The organism is Halomonas sp. 3D7M (assembly GCF_014897885.1).
Taxonomy (GTDB): Bacteria; Pseudomonadota; Gammaproteobacteria; order Pseudomonadales; family Halomonadaceae; genus Vreelandella.
In genome coordinates this window covers 107462-123058 of the sequence record NZ_JABUZF010000170.1, presented here as the reverse complement: position 1 = coordinate 123058, position 15597 = coordinate 107462, and the positions used below count along the sequence as shown (strand labels likewise).

At 54.3% G+C, this 15597-nt stretch carries 17 protein-coding genes; 7 read left to right on the top strand and 10 right to left on the bottom strand.

Features of this window, described 5'->3' with window-relative positions; translation table 11 throughout:
- A partial coding sequence (locus tag INT22_RS20585) for a LysR substrate-binding domain-containing protein (RefSeq protein ID WP_264298825.1) occupies positions 1-572 on the top strand: 572 nt, incomplete at its 5' end.
- On the opposite strand, the gene INT22_RS09230 is transcribed toward INT22_RS20585, so the two are convergent.
- The 4 genes from INT22_RS09230 to INT22_RS09215 are packed head-to-tail and all read right to left on the bottom strand — an operon-like array spanning position 569 to position 4105.
- Positions 569-1597, bottom strand: a complete 1029-nt coding sequence (locus INT22_RS09230; protein WP_193061603.1) for a YcjF family protein — start codon at positions 1595-1597, stop codon at positions 569-571. The two genes, INT22_RS20585 and INT22_RS09230, sit on opposite strands and share 4 nt — an antisense overlap.
- Complete coding sequence (locus tag INT22_RS09225) at positions 1594-2982, bottom strand: YcjX family protein (RefSeq protein ID WP_193061604.1); 1389 nt, start codon at positions 2980-2982, stop codon at positions 1594-1596. The genes INT22_RS09230 and INT22_RS09225 overlap by 4 nt, the downstream gene beginning before the upstream one ends.
- 4 nt (positions 2983-2986) lie before the next feature.
- On the bottom strand, positions 2987-3175 hold the full coding sequence (locus tag INT22_RS09220) for a hypothetical protein (protein WP_038482470.1): 189 nt from the start codon (positions 3173-3175) through the stop codon (positions 2987-2989).
- 60 nt (positions 3176-3235) lie between these two features.
- Positions 3236-4105 (bottom strand): D-hexose-6-phosphate mutarotase, encoded by an 870-nt coding sequence (locus tag INT22_RS09215; RefSeq protein ID WP_193061605.1) that lies wholly within the window; start codon positions 4103-4105, stop codon positions 3236-3238.
- Positions 4106-4264: 159 nt separating this feature from the next.
- Between INT22_RS09215 and INT22_RS09210 the strand changes: the two genes are divergently transcribed.
- The 4 genes from INT22_RS09210 (at position 4265) to INT22_RS09195 (ending at position 9202) form a co-directional block, all read left to right on the top strand.
- Positions 4265-4507 (top strand): GlsB/YeaQ/YmgE family stress response membrane protein, encoded by a 243-nt coding sequence (locus INT22_RS09210; protein ID WP_009722543.1) that lies wholly within the window; start codon positions 4265-4267, stop codon positions 4505-4507.
- 259 nt (positions 4508-4766) lie between these two features.
- A complete protein-coding gene (locus INT22_RS09205; RefSeq protein ID WP_193061606.1) occupies positions 4767-7232 on the top strand; it encodes a DUF1266 domain-containing protein in 2466 nt (821 codons plus the stop codon).
- Positions 7233-7339: 107 nt separating this feature from the next.
- Positions 7340-7978 carry a C40 family peptidase gene (locus tag INT22_RS09200; protein WP_089038740.1) on the top strand — a complete coding sequence of 213 codons (639 nt, stop codon included), beginning with the start codon at positions 7340-7342 and terminating at the stop codon, positions 7976-7978.
- 36 nt (positions 7979-8014) lie between these two features.
- Positions 8015-9202, top strand: coding sequence for an MFS transporter (locus tag INT22_RS09195; RefSeq protein WP_193061607.1), 1188 nt, complete (start codon positions 8015-8017; stop codon positions 9200-9202).
- On the opposite strand, the gene INT22_RS09190 is transcribed toward INT22_RS09195, so the two are convergent.
- The 5 genes from INT22_RS09190 to INT22_RS09170 are packed head-to-tail and all read right to left on the bottom strand — an operon-like array spanning position 9159 to position 14014.
- Positions 9159-9803, bottom strand: a complete 645-nt coding sequence (locus tag INT22_RS09190) for an ABC transporter ATP-binding protein (RefSeq protein WP_193068105.1) — start codon at positions 9801-9803, stop codon at positions 9159-9161. The genes INT22_RS09195 and INT22_RS09190 overlap by 44 nt on opposite strands.
- Positions 9796-10650 carry an ATP-binding cassette domain-containing protein gene (locus INT22_RS09185; RefSeq protein ID WP_193068104.1) on the bottom strand — a complete coding sequence of 285 codons (855 nt, stop codon included), beginning with the start codon at positions 10648-10650 and terminating at the stop codon, positions 9796-9798. The genes INT22_RS09190 and INT22_RS09185 overlap by 8 nt, the downstream gene beginning before the upstream one ends.
- Positions 10651-10665: 15 nt before the next feature.
- A complete protein-coding gene (locus INT22_RS09180) occupies positions 10666-11466 on the bottom strand; it encodes an ABC transporter permease (protein WP_095602368.1) in 801 nt (266 codons plus the stop codon).
- Positions 11463-12443, bottom strand: coding sequence for an ABC transporter permease (locus INT22_RS09175; RefSeq protein ID WP_253920191.1), 981 nt, complete (start codon positions 12441-12443; stop codon positions 11463-11465). Before INT22_RS09175 ends, INT22_RS09180 begins: the two co-directional genes overlap by 4 nt.
- Entirely contained in the window at positions 12434-14014 is a 1581-nt protein-coding gene (locus INT22_RS09170; protein ID WP_193068102.1) for an ABC transporter substrate-binding protein, read from the bottom strand. Before INT22_RS09170 ends, INT22_RS09175 begins: the two co-directional genes overlap by 10 nt.
- Positions 14015-14120: 106 nt before the next feature.
- On the opposite strand from INT22_RS09170, the gene nikR reads away from it, so the two are divergent.
- Positions 14121-14522, top strand: a complete 402-nt coding sequence (gene nikR, locus INT22_RS09165) for a nickel-responsive transcriptional regulator NikR (RefSeq protein ID WP_038482498.1) — start codon at positions 14121-14123, stop codon at positions 14520-14522.
- 63 nt (positions 14523-14585) lie between these two features.
- Here the strand turns inward: nikR and INT22_RS09160 are convergent, their stop codons facing one another.
- On the bottom strand, positions 14586-15068 hold the full coding sequence (locus tag INT22_RS09160) for an FKBP-type peptidyl-prolyl cis-trans isomerase (RefSeq protein WP_009722554.1): 483 nt from the start codon (positions 15066-15068) through the stop codon (positions 14586-14588).
- A 179-nt stretch (positions 15069-15247) separates the two neighbouring features.
- Here INT22_RS09160 and INT22_RS09155 point away from each other — a divergent pair, with 179 nt between their 5' ends.
- Positions 15248-15529 carry a hypothetical protein gene (locus tag INT22_RS09155; protein ID WP_193061612.1) on the top strand — a complete coding sequence of 94 codons (282 nt, stop codon included), beginning with the start codon at positions 15248-15250 and terminating at the stop codon, positions 15527-15529.
- Positions 15530-15597: the final 68 nt, after the last annotated feature.

Here is a 15597-nt window from a genome sequence, read left to right as displayed (position 1 = left end):
TGATGCCGCGGCTGCCGATATTTCGGCAGCAGCACCCCAATATCGACGTGCGCATTTTAACTAGCCAGGAAGTCTTTGATTGGAGAGGGCAAGAGGTCGATGTGGCCATTATGTTCTGTGATGAACGGGGGATGAAAAACGCTTCTCCATTGTTTCAGGAAGAGGTTTTTCCCGTCTGTAGTGCTGGTTTTTTGAAACAGTACGGCCCTTTGGAACAGCTCTCATCGCTTGCTGAAGTCCCCCTGCTGACCCTTACCGCTGATCAACGGCAGCACTGGCTGGATTGGCCGACATACTTCAAGCAAATGGGTGGGGCGCCTTATGGGCAATCTTCCGAACTGGATTTCAATAACTATACGCTGTTGATTCAAGCGGCGATTGCAGGGCAAGGCGTAGCGCTGGGTTGGAGAGGGCTAGTCGAAGACATGCTCGAGCGTGGCATGCTGGTCGGACTGAAGCATCTCAGTCTGGCGACGCCTAATGGTTACGGCATCATTGATGCCAACCCAAATGACAATGGGGCTGGCAAACGCACGTTTCTCGATTGGATCGCCTCGAACCATCCCGTTTAACGATCTTGTGCAACGGGCTCTTTATCGAGCCGTTTGATTTGCCTCCACAGGTCTTGGCGTAGATCGGCCAACTTGGGTTGCTCTTCATCCGTAAAGGCCACCGGGCGACATAGACGCTGGGCGCGTAGCCCTAAACGGGCGCTCAGTAGGCCTGTGGCCAAGCCTTGGCCCGCACGGGCGGAAAGCCTGCCTGCCAAATCAAGCGAAAGCATATCCATGCTGGCGTCAGTGGCCAGTTCACTGGCTCCCGCAAAAGCCATGTTATGCAGCACATTGCGAAACAGTCGTAGACGGCTAGCGTAACCAAGCTCAAGTCCGTAAAGGCGGCAGAGTCTGTCGACCATGGCAAGACTGCGCCAGGCCACCAGTGCCATATCCACCAATGTAAGTGGGCTGATAGCCACCATAATGGCCGTTTCGCCAGACATACGGGTAATCAGGCGTTGGGCTTCGCGGTCGCGGGGTGCCAGTAGGTGGTAGCGCAGCAGTGTTTGTATCTCTTCACCGCTATGGTGGGGCTGGCAGGCGCGTTGAAATGCCTGCCAATGAGGATCATCGTCGCTCAGTTTTAGCTGGCGCTTGAGCTGCTCTGCCATGGATTGGGCTTGCTTGGTAGAGCGCTGTGGCAGCTCGGCGAGGTCATGGCGTAATCGGTCATGGCGCTTTAAGCGGCGCAGACGGCCAAGCTCTTTCAACAACGACAAGCCGCCTAAACCAATCAAGCTAATGCCAAACAGCTGCCAAGCCATGGTCATCCACTGTGACTGGGAAAAGGCGTCTGGAATGCCGGTGGCCAGTTCTACGCTGCCCAACGTAGCACCGCCGACCAGGGCAAACATCAACCCCCAACGGCGCTTTCGGGGTGTGCTCAGGCTCGCTTCCGGAAGTGCTTTGATGTCTGCCTGGAGAGTCAGCGGCTGATGCGATTCAGTCGCGGCAAAGCTTTCACGCTGCCGCAACTGTTCGGGGTTGGGGGCGGGTGCTTCTTCTGTTTGAAAATCCCGGCGCGGCTGAGGATTACTCATATCAATTTATCTCCAATCAGCCAGTCGATAGCGGCGTCCATGCGGATGTGTGAAAGCGCTTCGCTGTCAATAGACATGGGGCGAAAGCTGGGAAAGTCGAAGCCTTGCTGCTGCCAAAAGTCGGGTTTCGGAAGGCGGTTTGGCACGTCACCCGGGTAGACCAGTACGTCTTCACCTTCCAGGGTAGTGCCTTTTAGTGCGGGGGTGCGTTTGCCTTCGTGGAGCACTTCACGGGCTTCAGTGGCGCGTATGGCTGCCAGTGACAGTGCCTTCACCGGAATGTCGGCAAAGCGCAGGTCTTTAAGCGGCTCAGCGAGTAACGCCTCCAGCAGTTGCACAACATTGCCGTGCTGGTCGGGCGTCACGTGATCAGCTTTAGTTGCAGCAATGGCCAGACGGTCTATTTTCGGCGCAAATAGACGCGTTAACAGGCTGCGCTTGCCGTAATCGAAGCTTTGCATCAGTTGGCGCAGCGCATGGGAAAGGTCTTCAAAGCGTTCCGGCCCGGCATTAAGCGCACCAAGCACATCGACCAGCACAATCTGACGGTCGAAACGACGGAAATGGTCACGATAAAAGGGCCGTACCACTTGCTGCTGATAGTAGCGAAAGCGCGCGGCCAAGGTGGCGTAAATACTAGTATCAGGTAGTGCTTCCAGGGTTTCTTTTGGTGCATTTAATTCAGGTAGCGGAAAAAATTGCAGTACTGGCGCGCCATCTAGCTCGCCAGGGAGCAAAAAACGTCCTGGCTGAAGATCGGAAAAGCCTGCCTGTTTAGCCCGGCGAAGACCTTGGGCATAGGCATCTGCGAGCGCTGCCAGTTTAGCTTCATCAGCCTCGGCGGCAGGGTCTAATTGTTCAGCCTCCGCTAGCCATTCGCTGAATAACACCTTCCGGTGTGGCCCTTCATGCAGTGACTGCGCCTGGCACCAGCTGTAAAAATCGTGCTGTAGCAGGGGTAAATCCAGCAGCCACTCGCCTGGGTAGTCGAACAAGTCGAGGGTTAAGTGGGCAATATCTGGGGTGAACCAGCCCTGTTGGGCAGGGCGGTAGCGTAGCTGTAAGCGCAGTTCACTGATGCCACGGGTGGGTTCGGGCCAGCGCGGCGGCGTAGCACGTAGCGCCGCCATGCCAGGATCATAGGGGAAACGCGGCACGCCAAGGTCAGGCTGGTTCAACCGCTGCGCACCCAGCAAACGCCCTTCACGGGCGGCGGGTAACAAGTCTAGTTGAGCCTCTACCCCAGCGTGGCGCAGTTGGTTAACCAGAGACGTTAGAAACGCGGTTTTCCCTGCCTGAGACAGCCCCGTTACCGCCAGCCTTAATTGCCGGTCACGGCCTCGCTCTAATAAATTGCTCAGTTCGCGACTTAACGGCTGGCGCATCCTATCAATTCCTTATTAGTACAACCTGGGAAAGCATGGGTAGGGTGGCGATGATAAACCCAACCACAGCGACGCTATACCCTGGCCAGCGGCGCTGCATTTTTTGCGCAAGTGTTAAGCCAACTAAGCATACCACCATGCCGATCAGGTTAAAGGCAAAGGTGGCAGCCTCCAGCCATTGCTGTGGATCCATTATGTCTCCCTTAAAAACATTAATTGCTTTGATGATAACAAAGCCTTGATGAACCGAGGATTAACCGCGGCTTAATGTCGTACCTAGTAGGTGTTGTGCGCCGGGGACTAGCCATACTGGATCGAGGCGGGTGTTAGCAGCTTCAACGCAAAAAAAGTGACGTGCCGCGTCGGCTGGCGTATCGCTGGGCAAATCGCTGTCTGGGTGCCACACCACGGTGGAGTCGCTGGATTGTTTGGCAATACGCAGCGTGCGCTGCCCATCGTTCAACAGTACGGCTTCATTGGTGTGATAAATACGGTCGACGGCGCCGCGAATAGCCAGCGTACCCTGTTGTTGGTCTTCGCCAAAGCCGCGCAGTTTGTCTAAATAACGTGCGCCGGCCAACCCTTCCAGGCGGCACTGGTGCACATCACTAACCGCCAAATAGGTATGTAGCGCCCCGCTGATTTTGACCGGTACTTCGCCAATATTTTCGCTAATCAATTCGACGTTCAAGCGTTGGGCATTCGCTTGAATGACGACGCGAGCGGTTAGCTGACTATGTAGACGCTCGATAGGAGAGAGATGCACTTCAATACCTTCAGCATGGTCATCAATCGCGTCTAAACGCCACTGAGCGTGACGAGCAAGCCCGTGAAAAGGGCCGTTACGGTCAGGGCTTTCATCGGCATAGCGTTCGTCGCCAAACCAGGGCCAGCATAGGGGAATACCACCACGGATCGCACCTGGAAGCGCCTGCGGTGTGGGGGTAACCCAAAGCCAGCCGGTGTCGTCAGCGGGTTCAAAATGCAGCACTTGTGCGCCCTGTAGGCTAATGGCCATTTCTCCCCAAGCCATCTTGAACAGCGCTATGTCGCGTCCTTGCCAGGTTACCTGCTGGTGGCCGTCTACATCGGACAGTAATTGCTTGAGAGAATCGGGAATCATAGGGTTTCCTTGTAAGGAAGGGGATCAAATGGGCAGGACAGTAGCGCCGTGTGCTATGGTAGGACAAGCAACAGTTATACGTAAAACACTGCGGATAAAACGTTGCAGTTAAGATGTTATAGGTAAAACCCTGACGAAAGTGAACATCAAGGAGGCACTATGGGCTTTATTGCGTGGTTGATTATTGGTGGTTTGGCTGGCTGGATCGCTGGCAACATCATGCGTGGCGGTGGTTTTGGTATTTTGGGCAATATTGGTGTCGGTGTTGTTGGCGCAGTGCTTGGCGGGTTTTTATTTAGCCTGTTAGGTCTGCAAGCGGGCGGTTTTATCGGTTCGTTGGTGACCGCAACCGTCGGTGCAGTCGTGTTGTTATGGATAATCAGTAAAGTTAAAAGCGCTTAGCATAGCCAACCTAGTGCATTATTTGCTGCCCGGCCCTGCGCCGGGCAGTGCTGTTTTAGGTGCTCGTTTTTTGCCTCGTTTTAACGTTTCATCGCTATCGGCCTGCGCGCCACTTTCCGTTACACTATGCCCTCTTAGCAATGCCATTTTGACGATGTCGTTACAACGGCGTCTCTTTTTATTTTAAGCGGCCTTATTGTGTAGGCTGCTCACTCTTTTTTATTTTCATTAATAGCTTCCTGTTTCTTAGAGGTGTCTTTTGGCCGATGCACTGAATGCCTGGTGGGCTCAACAGCTTGTGCTGTGTGATTGGGCCTTTACGCCGCATCCGCTGACGGTGGATGCGGGAGCGGCCGAACAACGTCTGCTACAGCTGGGTATTGCACACCGTGGCGAGTTGGCTGATCAGCTCTTTTTTGCGCTGGATGCCCCAGCCGGTGAAGCTGATCGACTATTGGGGGCGCTAGAGTGGGCAGCGCTAGCAGGCGCGGCAGGCTGGCTGACACAATCTCAGGCGCAAACGTGGGCGCATCATATTACCCTTCGTATTACGTCTGATTACAGCGATCTGCGCGCTTGGCTTTCCGACCTGCGCCGAGCGCTTGGCGTGAAAGGGTGGGAAACCGGCGCGGATGATCGCTTTATTGACGCTTGTCAGGCGCTAGCGGATTTAGAAAGTGAAGGCGAAGGCATCACTTGGCAAGTTCTTGACGCCGCACTGGCACGATTACCTGAACCCCAGGCGCTATGGCCAGAGAGCCAATCAGCACAGCCGTGGCGTCTATGTGCGCTGTTTCGCTCTGTGCTCAGTTACCCAGCAAGTTCTGCTGACTGGCCAGACGCCCCTGAATGGCTAGCACGTATCTGGCAGGTTCATGATCGTGATCAGTTGCTTGAAGTGATGCTGTGGTTAAGCGCCCAGGGGGAGCGGCAGAGCTGGGATATCGAAGCCCGTGAACTGCTCACTATGGATCATGCTCAGCGCCAAGAGTGGCAGCGGGGTGCTGTTGCAGATGCCCCTTATGCACCGGTGTTGACTACATTCGTCAGCCAAGGTGAGCCACTGGAGTGGGCCGCTTGGGATTGGCTACGACTGGTTGAATTGGCGTGGGCGGGCGCTTGCTGTGGCTGGTTAAGCCAAGCGGAGGCTGATGATCTCGCAGCGCATGCGGCTGACTTAATAAGCCGTCGTTACCATGATTGGTACGCGGTGCTGAAAGCCTATATGCGAGGCCAAAGTTTGTTTGAAGGGGTCGATCGGCGTGGTATGACGCCGAGTACACGGCATAAGCTCCTGACGCAGGCGCCTCATAGTCCGTGGAAATGTCCACTAAGCTCGCTGCTGGATGAGCCAACGCTGAGCGCGTCTCGTGAACGCATTAAACAGTGGAGAAATACTTCCCATCATTGGTTACTGGCCCTGGCCAGCGTGCGAGAACCGGATGTAATGCTGCGCCAGTTGAATCCATCAGCGCCTATTTCAGAGCAGCGCCGAGCCGAGGCGGCGGTCTACCTTCAGGATTCGTTAGACCTGCATGCTGATGAGGGGCACCAAGCGTTGGTGCGCTATTGGCTACCGGCCCAGGCGCACCATCTTAATCAGCTTGCCGCAGACGCCGTTCATGGCGTTATACCGCCATCGCAGACGCCGTTTGGTCAGCCTACGCCTGACGAGCTAAAGCAGCGTAATGCAGTAAAAGGGGTTAGCCGTCATGCTGCCACTATTCATATGGCAGAGAAGTTCGCGTTCTACTTACATATGGTGCTGGACAGCAGCCTCTTTGAGCGTGAACCACTGATGACGCATGCCAGCGCTTTGCGTAGTTGCCTGTGTCGCTTTTATGCCACACCAAAGCGTTTGCTTGAAGCATGGTTTGCTTGGGAAAGCTGCTTACCAGAGCCGGAGCACGATTCATTAATTAATGAAATTGCCTGGCACTTAGAGGATCCCGGCAGTCTTTTCCATTGGTTGAATTGGCATCCTGATGCGTGGTGTGAACCTGGTGAACGGCCAACGCTAAGTCATTTTACGGCCATGTCGCTGGTTGGGCCGCTTAATAGCGCTGTGTGGAGTGAGCCTCAAGTGGAAAGCCCTAGAGAGTGCGCTGATATCCGTGAATGGGTGGAAAGCCATTATCATCTGACCAGTGCTGATGACATGCAGGAATTCTTGACCTTCATGCTCGAATCTGGGGATCGTCAGGAGTACCAGATTAACTATGCGCCCTACACACTTAATCCTGATCGCTTAGATGCCGAAATCGCTATTTTAGAGTCGGGTGATTGTGCCGAGGAGGAGCGCCATCATCTGCTCCGCCTGCGTCGGGTGCAAAGTAATGAAGATGGTTGTAACGATGTAGATATGGCTGCCTGGGACATTGCTCAATTAGTCGACCTCGCCATTGCGGCGCGCCAGCTTGGTTGGTTAGACCGGCAAGCGTTTGCCGACGTGTTGGATCGTGCTTATAAGCTGGCGGCTAATCACTATTCTGGCTGGCAAGAGTACTCCGCGGGAATGTACGCCGGTTTTTCGTTTTTTATGGGCGAAACACCTGAGCGAGAAAGCTTTCTGGCTGGGTTTCGGCAGGCGTTAGTCGCATGGTTGTGTGGCGCCCCTATACTGGCTGGTCCCTGGGCGAGCCTTGATTTTCCTGGTAATAAACCGCGCCACTTTGCGCCGCTACATATCGATACGTTACCGGGCGATCAGCGAATTTTGCATTGAAGCTCGCCAAGCACAGGGTAATTAGCTTATAGTCCAGGGTTTGAAAAAAATGAGTTTTTTCATACCTCATTCCCATTAAATATTTTTATTGTTACGAGGTTAATCGCATGGTTGCGTCACCACACCCCGCTGTGACCGCTGTCCGTGTTGTAAGTGTTTGTGCTGTTGTCGCTGTTTTAACTGGTTGTGCGGGCTCCGCCTCACGCCAGGGCATGGAGCCACCCGAGAATTATTTCTCAATGGCGCTGCCGGGATTGGCAGAAGGTGAAAACCTCGCAATGTCCCCGGTCAGTAACGCCACTGGCCAACTGCGTAGCCTTCAGACGCCGCCACCTACGATCATTCGGCAAGCACTTTTAGAGCAGCATCAGCGATGGGCGGGGACGCCGTACCGAATTGGCGGCACCTCGAAACAAGGCATTGATTGCTCTGCTCTGGTAAGAAATGTGTTTCGTGACACATTTAATTTAGAGCTGCCACGCTCTACCTATGATCAAGTACATGAGGGACGCCCGATCGACCGCCAAGAGCTGCAGGCGGGCGATCTGGTCTTCTTCCGCCCCCCAGGTCGATACAACCATGTGGGCATTTATGTAGGGGATGGCCGTTTTTTACACGCGTCCTCTTCCAAGGGAGTCATGATCTCTCGTTTGGATAACAGCTACTGGCAGCGCTACTATTGGCAGTCTCGGCGCGCGCTAGAGCCGACCAATTTAGCCCAGCTTAGTAACCGCTATATGCCGTAAATGTCTGCTATCAGTTTTGCTTAGTGTGGACATCATATGATCGAGGCTAGAACGCGCGCCTGGTGGCGCGCGACTGCGGCTCTTTGCCTAGGGTCGTTCCTTGTTTTTATCAACTTATATGTCCCGCAACCGCTGCTCCCCGGGCTGAAGGACACCTATGGGGTATCTACCTTAGGTGTTAGTTTTTTGATGTCCGCCTCCACGCTTTCCCTTGCTTTCGCGCTACTCATATTTGGCCCCCTGTCTGATGCGATTGGCCGTGAGGCTATTATGCGCATCACGTTGCTCTTAGCAGGCGGTCTCTCCCTCGCATTGGCGTTTGCACCTACGTTCGAAAGCTTATTATTGCTGCGTTTACTGCAGGGTTTTGTGTTGGGCGGGTTGCCAGCCGTTGCGATTGCATGGATGGGAGATGAGTTTGAAAAGCCCGCTTTGCTCAGTGCGGTTGGTCTGTATATCGGCGCCAATTCGCTGGGCGGTATTAGTGGCCGAATTGTAGGCGGTGGGGCGGCGACCTTAGGTGGCCCCTCGGCGGCATTTTTAGCGGTAGGAATCATGACGGTAATCGGGTGCGCGGTTTTTTGGCGACTGCTACCCAATAGTCGAGCCTTTACACCCAAGCGTTTTAAATTTCGCCAAGCGGCCGGTGATCTGCTTGGGCATTTGAGCACGCCGGTGCTGTTGGCGGCTTATTGCCTGGGCGGAATTAACTTTCTCATTTTTATCAATCAGTACAGCTATATCACATTCCGTTTGGCTGGTGAGCCTTATCAATTAGCGGCTAGCAGCTTGGGGCTGATTTTCCTGACCTATCTGGGGGGGACGCTTGGCTCTACGGTATCAGGCCGATTAGCCGGACGTTTTTCACCCGCGAGCTGCATGAGCGTGGGCATCTTAATTTTGATGCTAGGTACGGCGGTAACGCTGGCCAATTCTCTGCCGCTGATTATTGTTGGTCTCACCATTAACGCGTTTGGTTTTTTCTTAGCACACTCCCTGGCCTCTAGCTGGGTGGGTCGCTATGCACAAGGTGCTAGGGGCAGTGCCTCAGCGCTGTACTTAGTGTTTTACTACCTCGGGGCAAGTATTGGTGGATTCTGGCTAGAACCATTTTGGCGTTGGGCGCAGTGGCAGGGCGTAGCGGTGGGGTCTTGGCTACTGCTTTGCGTCACGCTAATCATTAGCATTGGTTTATGGCGCTTCGAGCGTCGTGAACTGCGCTAAGCGTACCTTGGGCTAAATGGAGGCGTCGAGTACACAATCGCGCTAGCAGTGCTGCGTCATGGCTGATCACTAACACGCCAAGTTGGTGGCGGTCGGCAACTTTTCTTATTGCCTGCCATAGCTCCACTTGGGTGATGGGATCGAGCATGGTTGAGATTTCATCAGCGATCAGATAGCGCACACCTGGGGCTAACGCCCGCAATACGCATACCCGCTGTAATTCTCCGCCAGATAAGGTACTTGGATAACGCGATAGCCAATCAGGTTGGATGCCAAAGTCCTGTATTAATGATTCGTAAGGGCACCATGCCTCGCAGAGTACTTTCTTTACTCGCCAACGTGGGTTGACGGCAAGCTCCGGTGATTGCGGCAGCCACTGTACCGGCCGCAGTCCACGAGAGAGTAATGGCTTATCGTCGGCATAAATCTCACCCTGTTGTGGCCGCAGTAAGCCAGCCAAGAGTTTTCCCAGCGTAGATTTGCCTGCCCCTGAGTCACCGCTTAGCCCTAGCCATTCTCCCCGCTCAAGTGATAGCGAAAGTTGCGTTAATAGAGGTGCTTGAGAACGGAAGCCAAAGGTGATTTTTTGCGCATCAAGCAATGGTTGGCTCCTTAGACAGGTCGATGGCATCAGCATGAGTGGCACTTTCGTTAGCACGCACCTGAGTACTAAAGGTGTTGTCGGGCAGAGCATTCCATAGCGCGCAGGCATAGGTGCTTTTAAGCTGTTCCCCATTGCCTTGAAAGGCAATGGCAGGGGTGGCTTCAATGCACTTTCCCTGGCGCAATATCGTTACATGGTCGGCTATGGGTAACGCATGGCGCAAATCGTGGGTAATTAGCATGATGGCCTTCCCCTCAAGCGCGAGCGCCTTTAGAGCGGCCAATACACGATCGCGCTGTTGAGGGTCTAAACCTACGCTTGGTTCGTCGGCAATAATCAGGCTAGCGTTACCTATTTGGGCCATGGCGGCTAAAACACGCCGCGCCATGCCGCCTGAAAGCTGGTGGGGGTATGCCCGCTGGGCGTGATGATTGAGCTGATAATGATTTAGTGTGCGCTCTGCGCTGCGCCAAGCAACGGTTTTGCTTTGCCCTGCCCGGCGAGCCGCCCAACTGACTTGGCGTTGACTACTAGCGAGTGGGTCTAGGGCATTGAGCGATTGCGGAATGAGGGCCAGCTGGCGGCCTCTTAGCTGGCGCTGGCGCTCAGCGGTCAATGGCGTATCTTTAAAAAATAGCTGACCACTGGTTTTTGCCGCTTCCGGCAGTAATCCCATAATCGTGTAGGCTAGCAGGCTTTTGCCTGCGCCGGATGCACCAATGACGGCATGTACTTCACCGGGGTGTATGCTTAACGACAGGTTATCAACGCAGGTGGTCCACTCTCGTCGCCACCAGTGCTTGTAGTAGGGCAATTGCAGCGTCAGGTTCTCTATATACAGCATGCTAGCTCCCTCCCGTTATAGAGCGCGACGCAATTGCACCGCTAAACGATCAATCGATAGCACCATCAGCAGTAACCCTAGGCCTGGGAATACCCCTAACCACCAAAAGCCCCCGGTTAAGTAGCGCATAGCATCGGCGAGTAATACCCCGATAGCGGGTTGGGTTGGGTCTAAACCTACGCCTAGGAAAGTCAGAGCGGCTTCATGCAGAATGGCGTGAGGAAACAACAACAGCGCGCCAACAATGCACTGGGGAATTAAATGGGGGAGTAAGTGGTGTACTAAAATAAAACGGCGGCTTTTTCCTAGTGCCTGGGAAATAGCGACATAGGGGGCATGGCGTAGGGAAAAGAGCTCCGCCCGCAGTATCCTGGCTAAACTTGGCCAGTGGGTAAGCGCCACGGCAATAATCACTGCCTGTGTACCACCACCTAAAGCAAAGGCTAACAGTAGTAGCAATATCAGATGCGGTACGCTTAGCAGTGTGTCAATCAGCAGGCTAACTAGCGCATCTAGCGTGGTTGAAAGTGTGGCTAGCGTCGCTAGTGTTAACGCAATGAGTGTGCCGAGTAGCGCAGCGCTTAGTCCTACCCAAAAGCTGAGCCTTAACCCAGCCAGTGTTCGCGACCATAGCTCGCGTCCCAAAGCGTCGGTGCCTAGCCAATGGCTGGTGCTCGGTGGCATAAGGCGCGCATCAAACTGCATTTGTGCCGCGCTATGACCTGCCCACCATGGGCTACTTATCAGCAAAACCAATACTATGAGTAGAAGGCCAATATAGCCAGCGGCGGCTAAGCGTGGTTGGATCATCCTCATGGCTGTTCCTGTGCCATGCGTGGGTCGATAAGTGGATACAGGCTATCTGCGATCAGATTGCCGACACTGACAAACAGCGCGGTAAACAGCGCTATCCCAAGCAGTAGCGGAACATCACTACGTAGTCCTGCTTCAACAGTGGCTTGTCCAAGGCCGGGGTAGGCAAATACCTGCTCGATTAATATTGAGCCGCCAAACAACTCTCCCAGCGAAGCAAAAGCGAGCGTTAGTGCCGGGAGACTGGCATGACGTAGGCCATGACGCCAGGCGATATCTGATCGGCTGGCTCCTTGGGCAAAAGCGTGAAGGGCGATGTCGGAGTTCATCAGCGCTATCATGCGTGCGCGGGTGTGAAGGGTGATGGTGGCGATGCCTAGCAGGGCCAGTGTCATCATTGGGAGTACTAAGTGGTGCAATCGAGTCAGCATGCTAACGTCTTGGTTGAGTACGCCCACCGGCCCGGCGCAGCAGGTCGGGGTCCAGCCGAGATAAACGGAGAACAGTAGTACAGCCAACATGCCAAGCCAAAAAGCAGGCGTTGAGGCGGTGACATAGGCGTAGCCACTAATCAGCCGGTCGAGTGGTGAGCCTTCTTTCGCACCGGCGATGACGCCCAGCGCAAAGCCAACAAGCAACGACATTAGCCAAGCGCTACCCAGCAAGATAAAAGAGCGTTGGAAACGCTGATTGATAACTTCGCTAACCGGTTGATTGTAGATATGACTCCAGCCTAACTCGCCACTTAGCAATTGGCTTAGCCAATGACCAAATTGAACGGCAGGCGAGGCATCAAAGCCCCACCTTTCAGCGATTAGGGCGCGCTGTTCGGGGCTTACCTGTGCCATTTGAGGGCCAAGATAGGCATCCACAGGGTCAATAGGCGAGAGCATGACTAACCCAAACGTCACTATAGCGACGCACAGCAATACCAATGCTAGCCGTACTAAGCGGCTTGCCAGTGTCTTAATCAATCGCACGTCCAGCGCCATTCAAGCAGGTTGGCGGTAATCGGCCAGCCGTGGCCGTGAGGCGCAATGCCTAATTCCCCAAGGTCAAGGCAGGTGTTGGCTGCATATACATGGGCTAGGTTAACCATCCATGCCCAGCTAGTATCGCCCCTAAAGCCATAGCCCGTATTGCCATCCCACTGGGCGGCTTGCCAGTGGCGGTTAGCTTCTTCTGCCCCTGCGGCCGCTTGAGCGGCTTCTAGGTGGCTATCCACCGTCGCGTTTGAGTAATAGCCACTGTTATAGAAGCCAAACCCCGCGTGCTGGCTATGAAACAGGTAGTACACCTCTTGTGGGCTGTGGCTGCCAAAGCCGAAGACGATGGCGTCTTGGTGCAGTGCTTCACGCTGTATTTCGTCCCAGTGGCGGCCTGTCGGCTGCATCTCAATGCCCAGTGGGCGTACCATCTCGGCGCTTACCTGGGCGAGCAGTTGGCGAGTGGTGTCGCTGGCAGGGTAGGTCAAGCGAAAACGGGCGGGCTGGCCGTTTTTATAGCGTAGCCCGTCGGCATGGCGCTCCCAGCCTGCTGCATCGAGTAGCGCATTGGCACGGTCACGGTTGGGCGCTGTAAAGGCTTCGTCATCCAGGCTCCAGGGTAGCCCATCGGCAGGGCCAAATGCGGGGCGTCCAAAACCATTAAGAGCGACGTCAACGAGAGTGTTTCGATCAAGGGCAAGATTAACCGCCCGGCGTATCGCACTATCGGCAGTAACATCGTTACCGATAGGCGCACCAGACGCGGCCTGCTCGCCCGTGGCAGGCTGCATAGGAAACAAAATACCTCGATTATCGACGCTTTCCATGACGATGCGCTGCATATCGCTTGGTAGGTTGGTGGCGAGTGCTGGTGGCACAGCGGCAAGGTCGAGCTGCCCAGCATGGGCCGCGCTTAACGTGGACTCTTCGCCAGTAAATACAAACACCAGTCGTTCAAAGGCCGGTGTGGGGCCATGGAAATAGGGGTTCCGCTCTACAATTAGTTGCTCGCCCTCTTGCCATTCGACTAGCCGATAAGGGCCTGAGCCCAGCGGTTGTCTACCGTAGCCTTCGCGATAACCATTTTCTCTGTTAGCGTCAGGAACGATACCAAGCGTCATTAACTGATCGATAAAGGTAATCCGCGGCGCGTTTAAAGACAGTTCCACGGTAGTGTTATCGATGGCGCTGGCGTTGTTCAGTGCGCTTAAATCGGCCCGGCCACCGGCTTGTTTTGCGGCATTAAAGGTGTAGGCAACATCCTTGGCAGTCAACGGTGTGCCGTCACTAAAGCGAGCGTCATCGCGCAGAGTGAGTATCCAGGTGAGTCGATCTTCTGACAGTGTCCATGCCGTTGCTAAGCCGGCTTCTGGTGTAAGGTCACGTCCGCGGGTTAGCAACGTCGATTGAAAAAGCGGACTACCGTACTGGCCCCAGCCAAGCAGTGGGTTGAATCCCTGCTCGGGCTCTCCGCCGATTGCCAACACCAATTGCTCTTTGCTGATGGCGGGGGAGCTAAACGCGACGCACGTAGCCGCCAGACCCAGTAAGATAGTACGACGCATGAGGCACCCCAGAAACCAACCGTATGATGTTTTTACAATAACATCATACTATAAGGGCTGGAAGTCACGGTGGCTCCGCGCTTGCGGCGTTAGTTTAGGAGAGAATATGCAACGGGTAACGGTAACGCTGGATGAGGAACTGCTGAGCGAGGTCGATGCATTGATGCATGCGCGCGGCTACCAAAACCGCTCAGAAGCGATACGCGATTTAACACGCAGTGGGTTAAAGCAGGCCAAAGAGGAGGTTGCGCCCGAAGCGCCGTGTATGGGCGCGCTTGTCTATGTGTACGATCATGCGGCGCGAGACTTATCGAAACGCTTAACCCGACACTCTCATGATCATCATGATCTAACGCTATCGACGCTTCATGTGCATATTAATCATGATAGCTGTCTGGAAGTGGCGTTATTAAAGGGGCAGGGTAGCGCGTTGAAGCAGTTTTCTGATGAAGTGACATCATCACGTAGCGTGCGCTATGGACAGTTGGTGATTATCCCTGAGGAGTAAAGCGGGGGAGCGCCCATTAAAAAGGGCGGCCCTAGGCCGCCCTATAAGCACGCGTTAAGCAACTTAGTGCTCTACGCCGCCTTCGCCGTGCACATGACCGTGCTCGACTTCTTCCTGGCTTGCTTCACGAACGGTTGCAATCTCAACATCGAAGTTAAGATGTTGGCCAGCCAGCGGGTGGTTGCCATCAACTACAACTGTGTCGCCTTCAACTTTCTTGACGGTAACCATCAGCGGGCCGCCTTGAGTCTGGGCTTGGAACTGCATGCCCGGCTCAATGCTTTCAACGCCTTGGAACGCATCGCGAGGTACTTCTTGCATCAGCTGTTCTTGAACTTCACCGTAGCCCTCTTCTGGGGTTACTTTTACGTTCAGCTTATCGCCTTCGGCACGGCCTTCGAGCTCTTTTTCCAGACCCGGAATAATGTTGCCAGCGCCGTGTAGATACGTCAGCGGCTCACGGCCTTCGGAACTGTCTAGCACTTCACCTGCATCATTGGTCAGGGTGTAGTGGAACGCGACAACCGAGTTTTGCGCAATTTGCATTTAATAACCTTTCGGTGAGTGCATGTCCCAACATGGTAACGCGTGAGAGCTTGCTTGTCAGGGGGTAAACAGGCTTTTTCCTCCTCCCACTCCTTTGGCGCTATTGCGCCACGGGGTAACCGGGGATACCCTACGACAACTTCTTTTCCCCCTTTAGACAACATTCACTGGAGCTGGTTATGACGATCTTCTTGATTTGGGTTATCGCCTTTGTGCTAATTGCCTACTTTGCGAACAAACGCTGGGATAGCAGTGTCAGTCAGGGGCTGGATAAAATGCTGCCTGAGGTATTAAAAACACATGGCGACAACCGCTATTTATGGGTGGCAGCATTAGCCGTGTTGGGTGCTACAACGTTGATTCGTCCAGTCGATATTCTTCTGGTCGTTATCCTGTTGACCATTATTGGTTTGGTAATCGCAAAGCTGGCAAGCTGGGCGAGCAATAAAGTAGCTCACTAACTTATGCCTTGTTAGCCATTAACGAAGGCGACAAAAATGCCCGACCAAGTAGGCTTGGTCGGGCATTT

What these genes read in the sequence shown, in the direction of transcription:
- INT22_RS09170 (WP_193068102.1), bottom strand. Translation starts at nt 14,014, where the DNA reads ATGCGTCGTACTATCTTACTGGGTCTGGCGGCTACGTGCGTCGCGTTT.
- INT22_RS09225 (WP_193061604.1), bottom strand. Translation starts at nt 2,982, where the DNA reads ATGCGCCAGCCGTTAAGTCGCGAACTGAGCAATTTATTAGAGCGAGGC.
- INT22_RS09215 (WP_193061605.1), bottom strand. Translation starts at nt 4,105, where the DNA reads ATGATTCCCGATTCTCTCAAGCAATTACTGTCCGATGTAGACGGCCAC.
- INT22_RS09160 (WP_009722554.1), bottom strand. Translation starts at nt 15,068, where the DNA reads ATGCAAATTGCGCAAAACTCGGTTGTCGCGTTCCACTACACCCTGACC.
- INT22_RS09220 (WP_038482470.1), bottom strand. Translation starts at nt 3,175, where the DNA reads ATGGATCCACAGCAATGGCTGGAGGCTGCCACCTTTGCCTTTAACCTG.
- INT22_RS09185 (WP_193068104.1), bottom strand. Translation starts at nt 10,650, where the DNA reads ATGCTGTATATAGAGAACCTGACGCTGCAATTGCCCTACTACAAGCAC.
- INT22_RS09200 (WP_089038740.1), top strand. Translation starts at nt 7,340, where the DNA reads ATGGTTGCGTCACCACACCCCGCTGTGACCGCTGTCCGTGTTGTAAGT.
- INT22_RS09195 (WP_193061607.1), top strand. Translation starts at nt 8,015, where the DNA reads ATGATCGAGGCTAGAACGCGCGCCTGGTGGCGCGCGACTGCGGCTCTT.
- INT22_RS09180 (WP_095602368.1), bottom strand. Translation starts at nt 11,466, where the DNA reads ATGAGGATGATCCAACCACGCTTAGCCGCCGCTGGCTATATTGGCCTT.
- INT22_RS09210 (WP_009722543.1), top strand. Translation starts at nt 4,265, where the DNA reads ATGGGCTTTATTGCGTGGTTGATTATTGGTGGTTTGGCTGGCTGGATC.
- INT22_RS09155 (WP_193061612.1), top strand. Translation starts at nt 15,248, where the DNA reads ATGACGATCTTCTTGATTTGGGTTATCGCCTTTGTGCTAATTGCCTAC.
- INT22_RS09230 (WP_193061603.1), bottom strand. Translation starts at nt 1,597, where the DNA reads ATGAGTAATCCTCAGCCGCGCCGGGATTTTCAAACAGAAGAAGCACCC.
- nikR (WP_038482498.1), top strand. Translation starts at nt 14,121, where the DNA reads ATGCAACGGGTAACGGTAACGCTGGATGAGGAACTGCTGAGCGAGGTC.